This is a genomic window from Sphingobacterium zeae, assembly GCF_030818895.1.
Taxonomy (GTDB): Bacteria; Bacteroidota; Bacteroidia; order Sphingobacteriales; family Sphingobacteriaceae; genus Sphingobacterium; species Sphingobacterium zeae.
This window is the reverse complement of the sequence record NZ_JAUTBA010000001.1, coordinates 1,426,347-1,446,386: the sequence shown is the minus strand read 5'-3', so window position 1 is coordinate 1,446,386 and position 20,040 is coordinate 1,426,347. Positions and strand designations below refer to the sequence as shown.

At 40.9% G+C, this 20,040-nt stretch carries 19 protein-coding genes; 6 read left to right on the top strand and 13 right to left on the bottom strand.

The window, feature by feature from the left end; genetic code table 11:
* Nucleotides 1-42: 42 nt before the first annotated feature.
* The 4 genes from QE382_RS05965 to QE382_RS05950 all read right to left on the bottom strand — a co-directional run bounded on the left by QE382_RS05965 (nt 43) and on the right by QE382_RS05950 (nt 3,765).
* The gene (locus QE382_RS05965) at nt 43-828 is read right to left on the bottom strand and encodes an SDR family oxidoreductase (RefSeq protein ID WP_307185085.1); all 786 of its coding nucleotides are present in this window, start codon (nt 826-828) and stop codon (nt 43-45) included.
* A 77-nt stretch (nt 829-905) separates the two neighbouring features.
* Entirely contained in the window at nt 906-2,558 is a 1,653-nt protein-coding gene (locus QE382_RS05960; RefSeq protein WP_307185084.1) for an ABC1 kinase family protein, read from the bottom strand.
* A gap of 72 nt (nt 2,559-2,630) precedes the next feature.
* Entirely contained in the window at nt 2,631-3,272 is a 642-nt protein-coding gene (locus tag QE382_RS05955; protein WP_307185083.1) for a hypothetical protein, read from the bottom strand.
* Complete coding sequence (locus tag QE382_RS05950; protein WP_293956555.1) at nt 3,262-3,765, bottom strand: RNA polymerase sigma factor; 504 nt, start codon at nt 3,763-3,765, stop codon at nt 3,262-3,264. The genes QE382_RS05955 and QE382_RS05950 overlap by 11 nt, the downstream gene beginning before the upstream one ends.
* A 119-nt stretch (nt 3,766-3,884) precedes the next feature.
* On the opposite strand from QE382_RS05950, the gene QE382_RS05945 reads away from it, so the two are divergent.
* Entirely contained in the window at nt 3,885-4,322 is a 438-nt protein-coding gene (locus QE382_RS05945; RefSeq protein WP_307185082.1) for an acyl-CoA thioesterase, read from the top strand.
* Nucleotides 4,323-4,488: 166 nt separating this feature from the next.
* Here QE382_RS05945 and QE382_RS05940 read toward each other — a convergent pair whose 3' ends face one another.
* The 3 genes from QE382_RS05940 to QE382_RS05930 form a co-directional block, all read right to left on the bottom strand.
* Nucleotides 4,489-4,932: an Hsp20/alpha crystallin family protein gene (locus QE382_RS05940; protein ID WP_209578952.1), complete on the bottom strand. Its 444-nt coding sequence runs from the start codon at nt 4,930-4,932 to the stop codon at nt 4,489-4,491.
* A gap of 226 nt (nt 4,933-5,158) precedes the next feature.
* On the bottom strand, nt 5,159-5,869 hold the full coding sequence (locus QE382_RS05935) for an AAA family ATPase (protein WP_307185081.1): 711 nt from the start codon (nt 5,867-5,869) through the stop codon (nt 5,159-5,161).
* A 78-nt stretch (nt 5,870-5,947) separates the two neighbouring features.
* Nucleotides 5,948-6,316: a dihydroneopterin aldolase gene (locus QE382_RS05930; protein ID WP_307185080.1), complete on the bottom strand. Its 369-nt coding sequence runs from the start codon at nt 6,314-6,316 to the stop codon at nt 5,948-5,950.
* Between the two features lie 73 nt (nt 6,317-6,389).
* Between QE382_RS05930 and QE382_RS05925 the strand changes: the two genes are divergently transcribed.
* The 3 genes from QE382_RS05925 to QE382_RS05915 all read left to right on the top strand — a co-directional run bounded on the left by QE382_RS05925 (nt 6,390) and on the right by QE382_RS05915 (nt 10,302).
* Nucleotides 6,390-7,118 (top strand): 3-keto-disaccharide hydrolase, encoded by a 729-nt coding sequence (locus QE382_RS05925; protein WP_307185079.1) that lies wholly within the window; start codon nt 6,390-6,392, stop codon nt 7,116-7,118.
* Nucleotides 7,119-7,382: 264 nt separating this feature from the next.
* A complete protein-coding gene (locus QE382_RS05920) occupies nt 7,383-9,566 on the top strand; it encodes a S9 family peptidase (RefSeq protein WP_307185078.1) in 2,184 nt (727 codons plus the stop codon).
* 124 nt (nt 9,567-9,690) lie between these two features.
* Nucleotides 9,691-10,302, top strand: coding sequence for a CDP-alcohol phosphatidyltransferase family protein (locus QE382_RS05915; RefSeq protein ID WP_307185077.1), 612 nt, complete (start codon nt 9,691-9,693; stop codon nt 10,300-10,302).
* On the opposite strand, the gene QE382_RS05910 is transcribed toward QE382_RS05915, so the two are convergent.
* The 3 genes from QE382_RS05910 to asnB all read right to left on the bottom strand — a co-directional run bounded on the left by QE382_RS05910 (nt 10,299) and on the right by asnB (nt 14,850).
* Nucleotides 10,299-11,267, bottom strand: a complete 969-nt coding sequence (locus QE382_RS05910) for a polysaccharide deacetylase family protein (RefSeq protein ID WP_307185076.1) — start codon at nt 11,265-11,267, stop codon at nt 10,299-10,301. The two genes, QE382_RS05915 and QE382_RS05910, sit on opposite strands and share 4 nt — an antisense overlap.
* A 2-nt stretch (nt 11,268-11,269) precedes the next feature.
* Nucleotides 11,270-12,838 (bottom strand): M20/M25/M40 family metallo-hydrolase, encoded by a 1,569-nt coding sequence (locus tag QE382_RS05905; protein WP_307185075.1) that lies wholly within the window; start codon nt 12,836-12,838, stop codon nt 11,270-11,272.
* A 527-nt stretch (nt 12,839-13,365) separates the two neighbouring features.
* Complete coding sequence (asnB, locus tag QE382_RS05900) at nt 13,366-14,850, bottom strand: asparagine synthase B (RefSeq protein WP_307185074.1); 1,485 nt, start codon at nt 14,848-14,850, stop codon at nt 13,366-13,368.
* Nucleotides 14,851-15,085: 235 nt separating this feature from the next.
* Between asnB and QE382_RS05895 the strand changes: the two genes are divergently transcribed.
* Nucleotides 15,086-15,661, top strand: coding sequence for a Crp/Fnr family transcriptional regulator (locus QE382_RS05895; RefSeq protein ID WP_307185073.1), 576 nt, complete (start codon nt 15,086-15,088; stop codon nt 15,659-15,661).
* 176 nt (nt 15,662-15,837) lie between these two features.
* A complete protein-coding gene (locus tag QE382_RS05890; protein ID WP_307185072.1) occupies nt 15,838-16,299 on the top strand; it encodes a VOC family protein in 462 nt (153 codons plus the stop codon).
* 199 nt (nt 16,300-16,498) lie between these two features.
* Here QE382_RS05890 and QE382_RS05885 read toward each other — a convergent pair whose 3' ends face one another.
* The 3 genes from QE382_RS05885 to QE382_RS05875 form a co-directional block, all read right to left on the bottom strand.
* Nucleotides 16,499-16,834: a HopJ type III effector protein gene (locus tag QE382_RS05885; RefSeq protein WP_307185071.1), complete on the bottom strand. Its 336-nt coding sequence runs from the start codon at nt 16,832-16,834 to the stop codon at nt 16,499-16,501.
* A 78-nt stretch (nt 16,835-16,912) separates the two neighbouring features.
* Nucleotides 16,913-18,751, bottom strand: coding sequence for a UbiD family decarboxylase (locus QE382_RS05880; protein WP_307185070.1), 1,839 nt, complete (start codon nt 18,749-18,751; stop codon nt 16,913-16,915).
* A gap of 143 nt (nt 18,752-18,894) precedes the next feature.
* Complete coding sequence (locus tag QE382_RS05875; protein WP_307185069.1) at nt 18,895-19,764, bottom strand: hypothetical protein; 870 nt, start codon at nt 19,762-19,764, stop codon at nt 18,895-18,897.
* Nucleotides 19,765-20,040 lie beyond the last annotated feature (276 nt).

The window sequence follows — 20,040 nt, the reverse complement described above, 5'->3', positions numbered from 1 at the left end:
ACTTGGTGGCTATCCGATTTGATATCAGATAGCCATCATTTTTTACAGACCTTTCAGCAGACCGCCATCCAGCGGAATATTGGCACCGGTAAGATAGCTTGCGTAGGTTGAGCAAAGGAAAGCGACGAGATAGCCATATTCCTCGGGTTTACCCAGGCGTTGTGCCGGAACCTGTTTTAAGCGTATTTGCAGCGCATCATCGTAGGATATGCCCAAACGTTGTGCATCCAGATTGGTTAGCGACTGTATGCGGTCAGTATCAAATAGTCCTGTCAAAATGCTGTTTACTGTCACACCATCTTTGGCAACATCCTCCGCCAACGATTTACTCCAACTAACCAATGCGGTACGGATGGTATTGGATAATACCAAGTTAGAAACCGGCTCCTTCACTGTAGAAGAAGAAACATTAATAATACGACCATATCCGTTAGCTTGCATATAAGGCAATGCACATCCGGTCGTGTAGCAGTGATTTTGAAACAAGAGCTCAAAAGCATCCTGATAATCTGAAAGCTGCTTTTGTGCTATGGTTCCTGCTTGGGGCCCATTCGAATTGTTGATTAAAATATCGACCTTATTCGACTCAAAATAATGTGCTATCTGTTTTTTATAGGCTTCGTGATCGTTGTAATTCACCAGCAAATATTGATGTACCTGCCCTTTAGACCTGTCTAGACTTTCACACGCATCCTGTAGCTTTTGCTCATTTCGGGAGGCTAATGTCACCGATACACCACAAGAGGCAAGCACTCGGGCAATCCCACCACCTATACCCGTTGAACTCGCTCCAATCAAAGCCTTTTTCCCTGTTAGATTAATTTCCATATTTTGTTATTTCCTATCTTATTCTTTAGCTATATTCCTCACCATGCCTCTTCGCTAAAACGCTATATTCGATACGACTAATCATTGTCCTTTGCCCGAATCATGGCAATAAATAAATAAACTGCAAAAACCCAAGCCGAACCTAAGCATATCCAGGCAAAAACGGGGATTCCCCACCATTTCGGTTCAACTCGCGCCACGATGATCATTCCGCCCAGCAAATTGAGCGACATAAACATAATGCCAATGACGATACGATTGACCCCTTTTCTTAGGATCGTATTGAAAGATCGGGCGCTGATCAAACGATGGTTGAGGGTAAAATTCCCGGTCCGGAATAAGCGAACGAGCGCACGCATATCTTCTGGTAGTTTCTCCACATCACGAACAAAGGACTCCACTTTATATTTTCCTTTTTTGAACATGGCCTGCGGAGAGAGCCTTTCCATCATAATGCGCCGCGCAAAGGGCTTAATGCTTTCCATAATGTTGAGATCAGGATATAATTGACGGCCTATCCCCTCCATCAGGGAGATGCCCCGCATCAACTGATAAATATACTCCGGAAAATACAGGCGATTGTCGCCTATAATTTTCCATAGTTTATTGAACAATAAATCTAAGCTAAGATCACCAAGTGATACATTATCGATCATATCGAAAATCTCATAAAGCGAACGCTCAAACTGATTCCGGTCTGGTATATGACTAACGACAGCTACATCTTCGATCACGTCAGCAAGCCGGACAGCATCCTCTGATATTGCCGATTGAATAAACTCTTCCAGTAGTCTACGGTCTATACCCAATAATTTACCCATGTTTCCAAAATCCAAAAAGGCAATCCGCCCGTCTGGCATTACCATCATATTTCCTGGATGCGGATCGCCATGGAAGAAACCATGGATGATAACCTGTTCGAGATACAAATTGATCCCATTTTTAACAAGCGATTGAACGTCCATTCCCCGCCGCTTGATCTCTGCCACATCGGTAACTTTAAAACCATCCAGATACTCCATGCAAAGCACACGATCGGACGATAGTTCGGGGTAAACCCGCGGCACCTTTATACCTTTATTTCCCTTAAAATTTTTAGCGAACCGCTCAATATTGTGTCGTTCAATCACCAAAGACATTTCCTCCTGCAAAGTCATGGAAAAAGATTCGACAATCAAAGATAGATTAAGGTTTTCCAGTACATCATTGTACATGGTCAGGATTTTGGCAATATCACGCATGAGTGCCAGATCACTGCGCATCATCTCATCGATACCCGGGCGTCGCACCTTTAGCACCGTTTGGGTTCCATCTATTAAGGTTGCTCTGTACACCTGAGCGATAGAAGCTGCAGCAAACGGTTCGGCCACAATCTCCTGAAAATACGCGTCAATATCCAGCTCCAGTTCTTCTGCGAGATAGGATTTAATGTCTACTTCAAAAGGTGGGACATTATCCTCCAGGCGTTTAAGTTCATCTACCAAATCTTTCGGCAGCAGCCCCTCCCGAGTCGAAGCAGATTGTCCAAGCTTGATAAATGCCGGACCTAACTCTTCAAGCGCCATACGTATACGGGCATATACACTAACGGTATCAACGTCAATGGAATGATCTACCGAAGCTCTAGATCCTTTCCATGGCAAACGAGCGATTGCGTCTTTAAAACCATATTTGGCCAATATACTTAAGATCTGGGAACTACGCTGTAACTTCTTTGTCGGATTAAACATAACGCATCTTGGATTTTTCGATAACAATATACGAAATATCCATGCCCAAAAAACACAGGCAGCAGTAAAACTTTATTCCGTCTCCAATTGATCCAGCTTCTCTTTGATCTGAATGAGGTAACGACTATAATAGCAGCGAATCATAATTTCCGTCACACCAACAACCAAAACAATAGAAACAATTGCCGACAGGATCATCCAAACAATAAAATTAGGATCCGTTGCAAAAGTCTCCTTGAAGTGATATAATCGATCAAACCATACACTCGTTCGGTTCTGGGCGATCATGATCAGGTAAAGAAACAATGCCTGTGGGATCATTACATAGGCTGCAATACGATACGTCTCAACGGCATACTTTAAGTCGTAATACGTTTTGAGCAAATGTTCTTTAGAGGCTAACAGTTCGATCTGCTTGGTACTTTTTACCAAGTAAAAAAACCTTCGGTAATATAGAAGACTCGATAACGATATCTGTACAATAAAAAAGTAATAGGCAAATGCTGCATAACCTTCGATCTTATAAATGGGCAATATGGGCACCAAAAACAGAAAACACATACAACACAACCATGAAATAAACTCGCGCTTGATGTTCTTGCGCAGCTTGCCCATAATATTGCCTACTTCCTTGTAGTACTTCAGATTTGGATTCTGCAAATCTTCATCTGTCGGCTGTTCCTGCCAAGACTTCTTTAACTCATCAAAATTCATAGTTATATTTTTTAATGATCTGTTGAATTCGTTCTTTTGTACGGTTCAATTTCACCCGGGCATTCACCTCTGATATACCCAAATTCTCGGCAATTTCCCGATGACTTTGGCCCTCTAAAAACAAAAAGATCAGCGCTTTTTCGATTGCATTGAGTTCCTGGACTGCCTGATAGAAAACTTTTAATTGCTCGTCTTTATCAGCGTCATAACCTTCATCGGCAGCGTCATGCCGTTCGTCCAATGCATCGTAAATCTGATGCTTCTTTTCCTTTTTTAAAAATACCATGGCCGTATTAAGGGCAACACGATACATCCATGTTGAAAATTTACTCTGCCGCTTAAATGTTCCGTAGGATTTCCACAATTGATATACGATTTCCTGATAAAGGTCCTGCCGCCCATCGTGATCATCCATATACATACGGCTCACCTTAACGAGAATTCCTTTATTCTCATCAATCAGTCTAAGAAATTCTATTTCCGATGGGTTCACCTGGCGACTTTTTTATTAAATTTAGTTTAGGTAATAAGTATAGCAAACATGCAAAATGTTACAGCTTTATTTAAAAATATGTAAATTGTTATTAAAAAGGAGACTTATCGCTAGAGATTATGGAAAATATATTTTATGAAGGCCAAATCATTTGGGCGCAGATCGATGCAAATAGACATATGCGCCATTCTGCTTACGCTGATATTTGCGCGCAGGCGCGAAGTAATATGCTGCACAAGGTGGGGTTTTCCCTCGATAAATTTGCGGAATACCATATTGGCCCCATATTATTTAGAGAAGAACTCCTTTATTTTAAGGAAATCCATCTGGACGAATATGTACAAGTCAAAGTGGAATTGACGAAATACAACAAAAACAATAGCCGGTTTTCATTTATGCATCAAGTATTTCGTTCTGACGGAACACGCTGCTGCACAGTTCATGTCGATGGAGCGTGGTTAGATCTTAAGAAACGAAAATTAACAAAATTACCAGAAGAATTAGCGCCCTTTCTCGCCAGAATTCCTCGAGCTGAAAAATATGAAGAGACAGAATAACCTATATTCAAAATATCAGCATACTGCTATAAAAAAATCCCTTGGAACACCACTGACGTTCCAAGGGATGAAAACATAAACTAAACCTAAAAACTATTTTCCTTTATTCTTCTTCTATCGTTCTTTTGATCATCTCAAAGCGGATATACTGTTTCACTCTTCTCTATTACTTCACTTCAATTAAACGCTTAGCGATAATTGCATCCTCTTTCTTGCCCACAGTTAAAATCAATATCCCTCCTTCATACGCAGCCTCAATACTGCTGTAATCTACCGTATCAGGCAAAGTAAACGAGCGCGAGAATGATGAATAATTGAATTCTTTTTTACTGTATAATTTCTCTTCACTGACACTTTCCTCCTTTTTCTCAGCCGAAATTGTAATCAGATTTTTATCTACATTAATCTTAAAATCAGACTTATCCAATCCTGGCGCAGCCATTTCAACTTTGAAAGATTTCTCAGTTTCTGATATATTCACCGCCGGAACACGAGATACCAAACGATCTGAAATAAAATTATCATTGAATAAATTATCAAATACAGTGTTTACAAACGGATTTACTGCATCAGTATTTAAACTTTTCGATGGGAATTTAATTAATGCCATTTTTTTGTCCTCCTAATTTTTGTTTTATTGTTAAGCTTTTTATTCTAACTATTTGAGAGGAATTATTCAATTTGCGTACCACACCCATTTTAAAGACAAAATGACATTTTTAATAAAGAATTAATGCCATTTTGTCTATATGTTAGTTATTAGTATGTATTGATTATACGCCCCATCGCCTTGCTATGCACAGAAAAGCACAGCGACGGAGCTATTCAAAAAAACGTTAAATTTTAGGGTTTTCTAGCGCAGCAATCACCAAGGATTTGACGGCATCGTAAATATAATCTTTGGCCTCTGCATAAGAAATCCCATAACGCCTGGGAACGACTTCAGCATACTGTGGAAATGGCATAAACAGATTCTCATAATAGGCATCTAACTGCCCGTTGGTCGGTAACTCAAACGCCAGACGAAGCTGAAAACGTCGAATGATAGCGGTGTCCAATATCTCAGGATGATTGGTAGCAGCAACCAATACCGCTTCAGCGGGAAAATAATCGATCAGCTGGATAATGGAATTAACAAGGCGGCGCATTTCACCCACATCTTTCTCTTCACTAATCCGTGCCTTACCAATCTGGTCGAATTCGTCTAAAAACAAAACGGCCTTTTCGCGCCCCGCTTTGTCGAAGACCTGTTTCAGGTGTTGGGAAGTCTCCCCAATACGAGACGAAATAAGATTGCTCAAATTCAACACATAAATGGGTTTGTCGAGCGCTGTTGCCAGGGCTTTGGCCGTTGTGGTTTTTCCACAGCCAGAATAACCATGCAGTAAAATCTTATTGCTGACCGGCAGACCTAATTGTGCAAGCTCTTTGATATAACGATGCTCTTTAATGAGCTGCAAAAGCTTCTGACGACTTTCTTCCTGTAAGAAAACCGTTTCCAAAGCGATCTTTTCTTTATCAGCAATGACCAGATCAAAAATATTCATAGTATACTTTTAAGATATTCAAATAATGGTTGCTAAAACTAAATCTTTCAGTCGACATACGGCTGATCCAGTTTGGTTTTAATCCTTGAAATAGTTAAGACTGACTTGTGAGCAGGCAAGATCGCCGCCGAAAGGAGGATTTGATTTTCGTATGACGACTGTGATCGTTACAGCATGGGATACCCGATTTCGAATCTGGTCCAATATTTCTGACGCAGCAGATTCAAGCAATTTTCGTTTAGGTCGCATTACGCTGGCGGTAATGTGGTAAAGTTCCTCGTAATTAAGCGTATTTTTCAAATTCTCCGTCTCCAAATTCAGAAAGGGAAAACATACGTCAATAGAGACAAAAAATTCGTTACCCAACACCTGTTCTTCTTCATAATACCCTATCGGTGCATAGAATCGTGCTTCTTTTAGTGATACTGTCTGTAAAATGGTTGCCATGCACAAACCTAAGGAAATTGTTCCATACAAAGGGGATTATTTGTATATTTAACCATTACCAAAAAACCAACAGATGAACTCTTTTTTATCCTCAGCGATAGCATTAACACTTTTATTTGGCGCGACAGGGCTACGTGCTCAGACCAATATGAAACCTACTGACACGGAATACTACAGTCCTGTCCCTCCAACCATAACAATCGATCACGGTATACCGAGCGATGCCATTATCCTTTTTAACGGCAAGGATCTCAGTAAATGGAAAGGTGAGAAAGGGCAAGCCAACTGGACGGTGAACAATAATGTACTCGAAGTAAAACCCGGAGCTGGAGCCATTGAAACCAACGAACATTTCACCGATTTCCAACTGCATGTGGAATGGAAGAGCCCCGAAGTTATCAAAGGTGAGGGTCAAGGAAGAGGCAATAGTGGAATTTTTTTACAAGGGCTATATGAGATTCAGGTACTGGACAACAACAACAATCCGACTTATGTGAACGGTGGAGCAGGCAGTCTTTACAAGCAGCGTCCACCACTGGCACAGGTAATTGCGCCAGACAAATGGCATGTGTATGATATTATTTACAAAGCCCCCCAATTCAGTAAAGATGGAATATTAATCTGTAAAGGAACTGTAACCGTGCTACATAATGGGGTATTAGTGCAAAACAATACCCAAATCGAGGGTACTACAGAGTATATAGGGCTGCCCAAACAAGTAAGCCACGGTCCAGGCCCGATCATGCTACAGGATCATGGTGATCTGGTTCAATTCCGAAACATATGGCTACGCAAATTGTAGCTAAGCAGCAAGAAGTAGAGGTTTGCAGCAAGCAATTTTAGTTACGAAAGCAACAATTCTGTATTAGGTTTTATAGGGCTATTTCCCTAATTTTAGCCCTATAAATGTTAAAATAAAACGGAATATAATACGTTCTTTCTGCATTATTTTTTTGCCCGCAGCAGACCTCTTCGTTCGAAGTGAGTACAGCAAAACGCAAAATAACCGTCGGAACGGGTTCACGTATGCCGTTGAGAATAAACTTTCACAAAATATTACAGTTTAATGAAAAGAATTGCGCTATTCTTCTTGTTGGCAAGCTCCTTAGGCAGCTATGCACAACGCAACCTCAATTTAGAAGAAACAGTCTTTGGTCCCCGCACCTATGCACCGACATCGATCGTTGGTGCGTCGTGGATCCCAAAATCCAGCACCATCTCCTATCTCGATAAATCATACCAAAATCTATTATCGAAAAGCTCAACAAACAATTGGAGTGAGACAACTCTGGCATCTAAAGCGGACCTCGAAACCGCTTTAAAGGCGGCTATTCCAAATGACGCATTCAGTCTTCGGATGTTTCCTTTTGAATATAAATGGCATGACGGAAATTCGCTCTTACTCCAAGTTGAAGGAAAAGATAAAACGTACACCGTAACTTACAACATTCAATCCAAAACTATTGAAAGCTTTATCGGCAATGACAACAAAGGTGCGAATCGTGAGGTAAGTTCGGACTTTTCTAAAATCGCTTACTTAGTCGAAAACAACATTGAAATTATTGACAAGAATGGCAAAATTACTGCTGTAACAGATGATAGCAATAAAGGAATTGTCAATGGAAGCGATTACACACACCGTCAGGAATTTGGTATCAAGAAAGGAATGTGGTGGAGCAATCAGAATGACAAACTGCTTTACTACCGTAAAGATGAAACTATGGTAGCCAATTATCCTCTGCCACAATGGAGCTCCAGAATTGCGGACATCAAATGGATAAAGTACCCAATGGCAGGGCAAAAATCAGAAGAAGTTTCCTTAGTCGTTTACGATACCAAAACTGGACAAAAAGTGACACTTCAAACCGGTGAGCATACAGAGCAGTATTTAACCATGGTTACCTGGGATCCTTCTGGAAAATACATCTATGTCGGACTCCTTAACCGCGGACAAAATGACCTTAAAGTCAACAAATACAATGCTGAAAACGGTTCCTTGATCAAAACATTATTTGAAGAAACCGCAACAACCTGGGTTGAACCTGAAAGCCCGTTAACATTTTTACCAAACAAACCAGATCAATTTCTTTATCAATCTGACAAGGATGGTTACAATCAGCTTTACTTATACAATACCAACGGTAATTTAATTAAAAAGTTAGGCTACAAAGACATCGTCATGGAAACATTACTCGATTTCTCGGCCGATGGCAACAAAGTAAGTTATACCGGCGTAACCAATAATGGTTTAGATCGCCAGTTATTCGAAGTTGATCTAAAATCGGGTAAGACGATTCAGTTAACACATGAATCTGGTATGCACCATGCTGCCTTAAGTGACGACGGCAAATATATTTACGATCAATACAGCAATTTAAAAACACCTAATAAAGTTCAGATCAAGAATGTCAAATCTGCTAAAGAAACGACCTTAGTCAATGCTGAAAATCCTTTTACCGGGAAAATAAATGATCCTAAAATCGAATTTGTACAGTTAACTTCTGCAGATGGAAAATACCCGTTGACAGGACGTATCATTTATCCCAACGATTTTGACCCTGCCAAGAAATACCCGGTCATGTACTATTTATATGGCGGATCACACTCACAGTTGGTGTCTAACAAATGGTTAGGCGGAGCAGGTTACTTCGACATGTATATGGCCCAGCAGGGTTACATTGTCTTCACGATGGACAATCGCGGCACAAATTACAGAGGTCGGGATTTTTACACCGCTACTCATCGCAACCTCGGCCAAAATGAAATGGCCGATCAAATGAAAGGAATTGAATTCCTGAAATCAAAATCTTTTGTTGACCAACAACGCATGGGCATTTTTGGCTGGAGCTTCGGTGGATTCATGACCACTTCCTTCATGCTGCACCACAACGACATCTTCAAGGCAGCTGTAGCCGGAGGTCCAGTCATCGACTGGAAGTATTATGAAGTGATGTATGGAGAACGATACATGGACACACCACAGGAAAACCCAGAAGGCTATAAATTAACATCACTGCTCAATAAAGCCAATCAGCTGAAAGGAAGGCTATTGATTATTCACGGTGCACAAGACCCTGTTGTTGTACAGCAAAATAGCATGGAGTTTTTAGAAGCCTGCATTAAAGCCGGTAAGCAAGTAGATTATTTTCTATACCCTACGCACGAACACAATGTGATGGGTAAAGACCGTATCCATATGTACGAAAAAATTGCTGACTATTTTAATCAACATCTTAAAAACCCTTCTTAGTTTTAAAAAACAAAGAAGCGTCACGATTTTTAATACAACAAAAAGGCTAATCAACTGATTGGCCTTTTTGTATTTTTAACCAACAATAACTATCTTTAAACACACTGCTTTAACCAAGTAAACATTGCTATCGAAAAGACACATTCCATTTATCCTGATATTACTTCGCCTTATTCTAGGACCGTTGCTTATCCTCTTGTATTGGCTCCAGATTGATCATTTCAACTGGTATGCTGTTTCTTTCCTTATCATCGGATTACTGAGTGATATTTTTGACGGTATCATTGCCCGAAGGTTGGGTGTCGCTACTGCCTTGTTAAGACGCTGGGATTCTAGTGTGGACCTGTTATTTTTCTGCTGTATCTGCCTGGCAGCCTACCTGAGCAGTCCCGATTTTTTTAAAGATAATGCCGCATTGATCTTGACCCTGATCGGATCAGAAGCATTAACCTACGTCATTAGCTTCATCAAGTTCAAAAAAGAAATCGCAACACACTCTATCGGGGCCAAGGTCTGGACACTTTTTTTATTCGCATTTTTAATCGAATTGCTACTCCACGGCCAATCCACCATTCTATTCCAATTAACAATCTGGATAGGATTAATAACCCGCCTGGAGATTGTTGCAATCATCCTAATACTTAAAAACTGGTCAAATGATATACCCAGCTTTTATCATGCTATTTTACTCCGTCAAGGTAAAACGATCGTAAGAAATAAGCTATTTAATGGCTAGTGCTCATTTTGATCTAAGCCTTCAGACAAACTATACAATGTCCAGTGCTTCGTTTTTATTGCCTCCGATTCTGCCTGGAGTAATTTGATAAAGTCATGTACCCCAAGCTCCTCGTTTCCGTTACCGTGAATCAGGACAATACTCCCATTCTTCGCCTGTTGCCCCTTAGCCAGCCAGGCATCCGATCCAACGGCAAGGAGACCATAAGATATCAGGTGTTCAATAATTCGGCGATCTGAAACCAAGCCCGGACATCGGAAAAACACCGAAGGCATAAGGCCATTCTTCAGCATCAATTTTTCATTTTCCAACACTTCAAACCTTAGATCCGTATTTTTAGAAAGCAGAAAATTGGACGACAGTGGATGATTGTTAAAGACATGGTCATACGTATGATTGATCCAGGTAATCTTGATACCCTTTCCTGCCAGCGACTTTAGCCATTCCAGATCAGCCCCATGATTCAGCATCCATTTACCCGAAACAGAAACAGCCAATGGCAAAGTACCATCGACACCCCTAAACGCCAATAGAAGATCTTCAAAAATAGCTTTATCCAAGGGCTTATGTGAAGGGCATAAATCGATTGTCAAATTAATACCCGCTTCTTTAGGAAGGCTAAAATTCAGACCAGCATCCTGTAAGTTATTCTCGGTTTTTCTAACGAAGGAAAAACACCTTTCATATACAGAACCCTTTAAACTTTTATTAACCTGATTCGCATCTTTATAGCGCACGCTTACCGATCGATCCCCTACTACACGCGTTTGAAGTGTAGTAGGATCTACCGTGAGGTAATATTTTACAGCGTTCGATGTAAAACTACGAATACCCACCAAAGATCGGTCATTTTCACGAAGGATCAGCCACTCTGTCCTGTAGTTTTCTAAATTGACAAATGAAGTCTGTGCAAAAGAAAAAAGACCGCATACGAGAAATAGATAAACTAAGATGAGTTGTTTCATAACTAATTGCCGCTTGTTCTTTTCGACTGAAGATTCGTTGGCCATGCTGCTGGCTTACCATCTTTATCGATAGGTAATGTGATTTTGTCGCGTGAAACCAATGTCGGCTCCTCACAGGCCAAGTAAGTCAAAATTGCAACAATAATGGCATTTTGCTTCACCTCATCAAATACAATCTTATCGTAGGTATCACGGTTGGTATGCCAGGTCAATTTACCATAGTCCCAAGAAGTCGAAGAAAGTCCAAATGCCGGAATTCCTTTTTGAACAAACGAAGAATGATCACTTCCTCCGGTCCCTGGCATACCGGGAAAACTCGTTTGAATTTCATTGCGAAAATCTTCAGGTAGATAACGCAACCAACGACCAATGTATTCGTAAGATTTTTCAAAACCACTTCCCCCAATACGAACAATTCGACCTGTTCCATTATCCTGGTTCCACACCACCTGTATATTTTTTGCAAGCTCAGGATGGTCTTCGACAAACGCAGAAGAACCGTTCAGTCCTTGCTCTTCACTCCCCCAGTTCCCAACCAAAATTGTTCTTTTATTATCCGGATAAACCTTCCTTAAAATACGGACGGCCTCCATCATGGTAATCACACCGGTAGCATTATCGGTCGCGCCAGAGGCCCCGTCCCAAGAATCTAAATGTGCCGACAGTACAACATATTCATTGGGCTTTTCCTTACCTTTGATCTCGGCGATACTATTATAGGTTTTTGATATTCCAAGTTCTTTTGAATTTCCCTGAAGCAACACCCGGGGTTTGACCCCATGTTCTGCCATTCGGTATAAAAGACCATAATCCTCCAGTCCCACATTAAAGACGGGAATCTGTTTAGATTTTGCATCAAAAATACGCGTGATACCCGGCAACTCTGTCCAGTAAGAATCTATGACACCAACTGCACCTGCTTCTTCCAATGCTAAAGGCAATGTCCGACGAGTGCTTCCCGTGTAGACCATACTGCGCTCCCACATTTTTAGCTGATCGTTTTTTAAGGTTTGATATTTTTCGTAACCTCGAGCAGTAGCAGATTCCTTCCAGTTGGCATCTGAACGTCCCGACAATGGATTCATGCCAATAAGCACAATTTTCCCTTTGACAGTTCTAAGCCACGACTGAAAGTCGGACTGAGACTGAAACAAAGGCATAGTCACCACCTCCGCCTCGACACCTTTCCCCTTTGTCATCGGACTGAAGGCCAATTGTGTACCTTCCAAGGACTTCACCCGCGGATAGGTCATCGTCACCTGCGAGGTGCCCCGTTCCCAAGAACGCCATTCGCCATACGCCTCATTACGGGCCTGCGCTCCAAGCGAATTATAATTTTTAACAACCCAGTCGTGCGCCTGTTGCATTTGTGGACTCCCAACAAGACGAGGACCAATCATGTCGATCAGCTCAAATGCATACTTTTCCAATTGCGAATTTGCATGTGCTTCCTGGACAATCGACGAGACCATCGCTTCCTTATGCTGAGCAAAAACCCGGGGAGTACTCCATAAAAGAAGTGCTAATCCAAAAGATTTTATTCCGAATGGTATCATTGCATCTATTTTCATATGTTATTATTACTTATTTTATAATTATCCGTCAACAAACAGACACCGCAAGCGTGATCTGCCTCGTGTACATTCCATTAGCTCCAATCAGGAGCTTCAAAAAAGACAGCACTTTGATCAACTGGAATTAATTCGACAAACCAGAGTTTCCAGTGAATGGCGTTTCCGAAAATTACTAAAGAATATTTAAAAACACACATTATTTTAGAGTAGCTCAATCATATCTTTTTATTTCGCTCGGAAATGCCAAAAGAAGGGATAAAAAAGCCTGAAAAGATACTTTCCAGGCTTTACTAAAAATATAGATATGAAGGTTGATTAGTTACACAGCTTCCACTTTCGATTTTTCGTAGCTCTCTTGATGCACAGAAGCCACTGCTCTACCCGAAGGGTCGTTCAGATGCTGGAAAGAAGCATCCCATGCCAACGCTTCGGGCGTACTACATGCAACAGATTTTACTGAAGGAACAGTTTGTGCCGCCGCTTTTGACGGAAAATGTGACTCGAAAATTGTTCGATATAAAAACTCATTCTTTATTTTTCGGCGTGTTTACCGGGAAGCGCGTCGAAGCTTCGGCAAATTCCTGATCAGAAACTTTATTTTCAGCCTGCTCTTTCAAGGTATCGATCCAGCTGTAGCCTACACCATCCGAAAATTGCTCTTTCTGGCGCCAAGCGATGCTCTCGGGCAAATAATCTTCAAACGCTTTACGTACCACCCATTTTTCCATTCTTCCGTCGCGGATCATTTTATCGGAAGGGTTGATGCGCATGGCGATATCCATAAATTCTTTGTCCAAGAAAGGTACACGTCCCTCAACTCCCCAAGCCGCAAGTGATTTATTTGCGCGCAGACAATCATATAGATAAAGTTTTTTCAGCTTGCGTACAGTTTCCTCGTGAAATTCCTGTGCATTGGGTGCTTTATGAAAATAGAGATACCCACCAAAAAGTTCGTCCGAACCTTCGCCAGACAATACCATTTTAATTCCCATCGATTTGATTACACGCGCCAATAGATACATCGGTGTCGAAGCACGGACTGTTGTAACGTCGTACGTTTCCAAGTGATAGATTACATCACGGATAGCATCCAATCCCTCTTGGATCGTAAAATTAATTTCGTGATGTATTGTGCCAATATGATCAGCAGCTTTTTTCGCTGCAATTAAATCTGGTGCACCTTTCAAACCTACCGCAAATGAATGCAATTGAGGATACCAAGCATCTTCCTGATCGTCACTCTCAATACGTTTAGACGCAAACTTCTTCGTTACGGCAGCAATAACAGATGAATCCAATCCTCCAGAGAGCAATACACCATAGGGCACATCTGACATTAACTGACGATGCACCGCATCTTCCAATCCTTTGCGCAATACAGCGATATCCGTTTCGTTATCTTTTACTGTGTCATAACTTTCCCAATCGCGTTGGTACCAGCGCTGCGGAACTGTTCCGGTTTTACTATACAAGTAATGACCCGGAGGAAATTGTTCGATCGTCTCACAGAAACCTTCCAGTGATTTTAATTCCGATGCGACAAAAAACTGCCCCTCTTTATCTTTACCATAATATAATGGAATTATTCCCATATGGTCACGGGCAACAAAAAAAGAATCGTCACGCGAATCATATAGTGCAAAACTAAAAATACCATTCAATTCGTCAACAAATGAAGGCCCTTTGGCTAAATATAAAGCCAGCACAACCTCAGAATCACTTTGTGTCGAAAATTCATAATCGGGAAGACTATTTCTTAATTCATGGTGGTTATAGATCTCGCCATTAACTGCCAGTACAACTTGACCATCCGGACTGTACAAAGGTTGACTTCCCGATTTAGGATCAACGATAGCTAATCGCTCGTGTGCCAACAACGCTTTTTCGCCAGTAAAAATACCCGACCAGTCAGGACCACGGTGACGAATACGTTTTGACATTTCCAATACTTGAGATCTCAATGAGCTTGCAGGTTGCTTTAATTCAAAAGCGCCAATAATTCCACACATATTATGAACTTTTTAAAGATTTCTTTTTTACATTATGTTATTGACACAAAGTAAAACAATTAAAAACTAATTTCACAATAATTTTCAAATTTTTTTATATTTTTATTAAAAATAGTTTTCAAAACAAACAAAATTATCAATGAAACACATGTTTGTTTAAAATAATCACACAAAAGATCAGCAGTCGGTCTGGACATTAATGATTAAATTGGACTTATAATCAAATAACCAAGACATGGATCCAATCAGAACCTTTTACAGCGAGCTAGCGCTCACAGCAGAGGAATTGACTGCTATCACTGAAAAACATACGGCCATAACGGTCAAAAAGGGCGACTTTATATTGACCAGAGGGCAGGTTTCAAATGCCTACTACCTGATTGAGCACGGACTCACACGTTCTTTTTTACACGATTACGATGGTAATGAAGTCACTACCGGATTTTGTATTGACAAAGAGGTAGTCATTGAAGTGGCGTCCTTTTTTCAACGTAGTCCAACGGTAGAAAATATTCAGGCACTCGTGGAAACCCGCCTTTGGAAAATAAAATTCGAAGATTTTCAGGAGCTCTTTCATCAGATTCCTGAATTTAGGGAATGGGGACGATCCTGGATGGCAAAAGAGCTTGTTCACAGTAAAAATAGAGCGACCGCTATGATTACTGAACCGGCAACGGCACGTTATCTGCACCTCATGAAAGAAAAGCCCCTATTATTACAGCAAGCACCACTTAAGCACATTGCCTCTTATCTGGGCATTACTGATACTTCTTTGAGTCGTATCCGCAAAGAAATTGCTCAAGGTAATTGACCCTTTCCCTGACAAGCGTGCTCTTTTTTTTTAAACTTGTCTTAAGGCAAGTTTTTTAAGCAGTTTTGAGGTTATTTTTACTTAAGCTTTCCCGGCCGCATGTAGTCTGCTTCAATAGGATAACAGGATGGAATATAGGAAGCCCAAAAAGTAATATACATTCAAAACCAGAAATTATGGCAAAATTACACGCTTATTTGAATTTTAACGGAAACTGCGAAGAAGCTTTCAATTTTTATGAAAAAGTGTTCAACACCAAGAACCCCGGTTATATGCGTTACGGAGATATTCCTGCTGATCCACAAATGCCCCCTGTTCCAGACGACGCAAAAAATAAAATCTGTCACACCGCAATTTCCATCAATGGAGATAGCATGCTGATGGGCGCTGATGTTGTTTCCGCTTTTGGACAACAGTATATTCAAGGAAACAACAGCTATGTCATGCTCATGTGTGAAAGCAAGACAGAGGCAAGAACATTATATGATGCGTTAACTACCGATGCAAAGTTGGTCGAAATGCCCCTCGGAGAAACATTTTTTGCCGAACTATACAGCGCTTTTCAAGACCAGTTCGGCATTTGCTGGATGGTTTACTTTGGTGGAAATAAAGAAGAAGATTGCGAAAGTAACGCTTAAGCCAACTGCTCAACAGACAATATTGGCAAAAAAGGGCAGTAATCTACTCCTACTGCCCTTTCTATTCCCTTGGTTTCGTTATCGTGTAGCACCTATGCTACCCTGTGGAACGGCCATTTCAATTTTGTCTTTTCAAAACTGCCACAACAAGATATTTTCCTGTGCATCTCAAATTTTTACCGCTACCAGGTTTAATCTATCATTTTTTTACCAGTACTTCTTCCTCAAACAGGATCCCATCCCAGCCATTTGTCCTAAATTGACGAATGTTCTGATGGCCATCTCCGTCTGGATTATCGAGTACATTTTGATAATGCTCGGCAAAAAGGCGCAATGTATCTTCTTGGGAAAGATTATTTAACTGCGCAAAATAGAACACTTTTGCACTACCTTGATTTTCTTCTTTTGAGTTTTTAAGCGTCCCATTCTGAAATGCACTGGGACTATAGCTGTAGTGATCGGCAATATGCGCCAATACTTCCTGAAACTGTAATTCGCTTCCTTTTGATTTAATCAATAATTCTGCTGTATTCATCTTAATGTTATACCTTTTAAAATCTATTCGAATTTAATTTCTCCCCCATAAACCTGAATGAACAGGCATTAAACGCTCTTAAATAACGCCATGAAGTGAGCCTCCCTTTGCAGCAAGCCGATCCACACGTCTTTCCACCGCTTCGTCCTTGACCAAAGCCGGGGCATGGTGGGGTTTTGTTCGCGCATCAATAATCAAGGGACCTTTACAACCCCAATGTTTAAATGTTGTAAAACTACCTATTCCATAAATATCAAATGCAGGATTACTTCTGGTAAACGTTGTCCAAACAAAGTTATTGACAGTAGCAGCGGTAAAGTTAGCATCATCGCATAAAACGATCAATGGAAAACCTTCCCAAGAGCTTGAAGCGGCAGCGCGACACCATTCCGCCATAATATTCGATTCATTCTCGTAACCAGAGAATGCCTGACCATCGATCGCTATCACACCGGGTAGGACAAATTTTGCCTGATTGAAAGGTCGGGGTAGTTCAAAACCAGCCGGCAATTCACGGCCCAATTCTCTTTTCTTTGTACCAGCGGCAGCAAAAACCACCTTGGAACCGGCATTTAATCCATCTCCGGAATAATCTAAAGTATCGATAGTCGTATTGGTCTGAAAATGAACATCCCGCGTAAGGTCTATGCGTTCAAGGATATGACCCAAAAAAGCCGGAATATCATAAATATCCAATTGCGGATTATCTTCATTTGCTGAAATAAACAAGTATTTAGCAAGGCTGAGCTGATTTTTACCCAGTATCTGATTGGCTATCGTTAAAATTTCCTGCGGTCGATCCACACGCTGATAAGGCGTATATCGTTCAGAACCTATGGCGAAGAGCAAGGGGTGCACCCCAGCGGCATCAACAGCATTAACAGCATGAAGGCCTGAAATCTCCTGTGGAATAGCAGTACCTGTAATTTCGTGGATCAAGGCGCCAAAGCTGGTATCTTCCTGCGGTGGACGCCCCACAACGGTAAAAGACCAAATCGGGTTTTTCTTATGGTACACATTGTGTACTTTCATCAATGGGAATGGATGGGTCAGGCTATAATAGCCGATATGGTCACCAAAAGGACCTTCGGGCTTATTTTCATTCGGATAAACAGTACCTGTGATCACAAAGTCAGCATCTGCCGAAATACAAAACCCTTCATCATCATAGAAATAACGGAATCTTCTATTACCCAATGCGCCCGCGAAGATCATCTCAGAAAGTCCTTCGGGCAATGGCATTACAGCAGCTAACGGATGTGCAGGAGGTCCACCGACAAAAATACTCACCTTTAAAGGTCTACCAAGTGCATTTGCCTTTGTTTGATGTATCCCTATGCCACGATGCAACTGATAATGCAAACCAATTTCCTGATCCGGTAGGTAATCGTTACCAGAAAGCTGAATCCTGTACATCCCGAGATTAGCATGCATGATACCAGGTTTGCTGACATCTTCGGTATATACTTGCGGCATCGTCACAAAAGCACCACCATCCATAGGCCAGTTGACAATCTGTGGAAGTTTACTAATGGATGTCTTTCCATGAAGAATAGGAGCACCCGACTTCCTTTTCCAAGGTAGCGCCCCTAACGCTGTCATAGACGAACCAATATATTGGAAAGGGTTTTTCAGCACCGCGGCAGGATTCATTTTAACGTCCACCAATTTCTTTAAGTGATCCAGCGAATCGCGAAACATAAATTTCGAACGTTCTAACGTACCAAACAAATTGGACACCGCAGGAAATGTGGTACCTTTGATATTTTCAAAATACAAGGCCGGTCCCTCAACATCAAATACCCGCATATGTATGGCGGCCATTTCGAGATAAGGATTAACCTCTTCTTTGATCCGGATCAAATGTCCATGCTTTTCAAGATCCGCAACACATGCTTCTAAACTATTGTACCCCATATATTAAATCTGCTTCAACATGTTAATCCACAAATTTAACAGAATAATTTATTAAACAGGATAAAAACCGTTAGAACATACGAAAACGCCTATCTGAAAAACCGCGATAAAAACTATTGTTCTCATATCCCCTGAACGGTAGATTAGGTGTCTACGCAGACATACGTTTTCAAAGGAGTAAATTCAAATGCCTGTATTTTCTGCCAAGTTGTGTTATCGACATTCTTTTCATAATAAAGCACTCTTCTAAACTCATCGATATCTTCTTTATTGATATCATTCAATCTTGTCAACAAAAGTTTAGCAAAGAATTTATTGACACCGATCTCTTTTTTAGGACGTTCGGATGAGCAATTCAGAAAATGGTAAAATAACCCTCTAAAAGTCATTTCCTCATTGCCGCCGAGGTAAATGATCTCGGATATAAAATTATTTTCCCAGGGCATTTCCCGCAGCCAACGGTATACATCGAGCAGAGGAAGTGGTCTAAATTTTAGGGAAGCTACCCAATTCCAATAAAATATAGTTTGCCGTCGCGCAAGCTTAGCAAATATTCGGTTCAGTACACTCTCTTTTCCCACCACACTGCTTTTAATCACAATGGTATATTGCACACGTAAATTTTCAAGAAGACTGCGCACGGGCTCCAGAAAATGTTCGTCCATTAGCCGCGCGACGTAAATAACACGATTATTGCCTCCCCGCTTACATAGCTCCACGAAATTGCGCAGACCGAGCAATTCAAGCTGAAGCTGTATATCATTATCCAGCGAAGGGACTTGGGTAAAATAAATTCCAAAATTAAGATCTGAGATTTCAAAATTCTCATAAGCCTCACCTTTCCGCAAGAGGTCGAGTTCAAAAAGCTTAGCCGTAACCTGTTCTTTCACGATTCTATTAAAAAGAGATAAGTTGCGGACTAATCCCGTCACATCAAAATCGCTGGATTGCAGATAACAGGATGCCCGTCGTCCCAAATAGGTATTTAGCCCGCTGATTAAAACCTTTTTCATTCGAATGCTCTATTTTATGGCTATGAAACCATCCCGATTTTATAATTCGTTCTCACTATAGTGGTCATGAAACATGATCCTACCCCCGCTAGTAAGCTGTGTTTACTCTGATTTTAGAACAGAAAAACGCCAAATAAGTTTAACACTAATTTTTATTTTTTCGATAAAAAAGACTACGACAGCTTGATGACAACTGTCATTGTCCTTTTTTTGTCAATTCATGAATAAATACTTTCAAGAACACAATATCCTTATATATTTGTAAATCTTCTGAAA

Bases quoted from the DNA above. Each gene is read 5' to 3' on its own strand.
- QE382_RS05960 (WP_307185084.1), bottom strand. From the start codon at position 2,558: ATGTTTAATCCGACAAAGAAGTTACAGCGTAGTTCCCAGATCTTAAGT.
- QE382_RS05910 (WP_307185076.1), bottom strand. From the start codon at position 11,267: ATGAAACAACTCATCTTAGTTTATCTATTTCTCGTATGCGGTCTTTTT.
- asnB (WP_307185074.1), bottom strand. From the start codon at position 14,850: ATGTGTGGAATTATTGGCGCTTTTGAATTAAAGCAACCTGCAAGCTCA.
- QE382_RS05905 (WP_307185075.1), bottom strand. From the start codon at position 12,838: ATGAAAATAGATGCAATGATACCATTCGGAATAAAATCTTTTGGATTA.
- QE382_RS05920 (WP_307185078.1), top strand. From the start codon at position 7,383: ATGAAAAGAATTGCGCTATTCTTCTTGTTGGCAAGCTCCTTAGGCAGC.
- QE382_RS05895 (WP_307185073.1), top strand. From the start codon at position 15,086: ATGGATCCAATCAGAACCTTTTACAGCGAGCTAGCGCTCACAGCAGAG.
- QE382_RS05880 (WP_307185070.1), bottom strand. From the start codon at position 18,751: ATGGGGTACAATAGTTTAGAAGCATGTGTTGCGGATCTTGAAAAGCAT.
- QE382_RS05885 (WP_307185071.1), bottom strand. From the start codon at position 16,834: ATGAATACAGCAGAATTATTGATTAAATCAAAAGGAAGCGAATTACAG.
- QE382_RS05890 (WP_307185072.1), top strand. From the start codon at position 15,838: ATGGCAAAATTACACGCTTATTTGAATTTTAACGGAAACTGCGAAGAA.
- QE382_RS05940 (WP_209578952.1), bottom strand. From the start codon at position 4,932: ATGGCATTAATTAAATTCCCATCGAAAAGTTTAAATACTGATGCAGTA.
- QE382_RS05965 (WP_307185085.1), bottom strand. From the start codon at position 828: ATGGAAATTAATCTAACAGGGAAAAAGGCTTTGATTGGAGCGAGTTCA.
- QE382_RS05875 (WP_307185069.1), bottom strand. From the start codon at position 19,764: ATGAAAAAGGTTTTAATCAGCGGGCTAAATACCTATTTGGGACGACGG.
- QE382_RS05925 (WP_307185079.1), top strand. From the start codon at position 6,390: ATGAACTCTTTTTTATCCTCAGCGATAGCATTAACACTTTTATTTGGC.
- QE382_RS05955 (WP_307185083.1), bottom strand. From the start codon at position 3,272: ATGAATTTTGATGAGTTAAAGAAGTCTTGGCAGGAACAGCCGACAGAT.
- QE382_RS05930 (WP_307185080.1), bottom strand. From the start codon at position 6,316: ATGGCAACCATTTTACAGACAGTATCACTAAAAGAAGCACGATTCTAT.
- QE382_RS05935 (WP_307185081.1), bottom strand. From the start codon at position 5,869: ATGAATATTTTTGATCTGGTCATTGCTGATAAAGAAAAGATCGCTTTG.
- QE382_RS05945 (WP_307185082.1), top strand. From the start codon at position 3,885: ATGGAAAATATATTTTATGAAGGCCAAATCATTTGGGCGCAGATCGAT.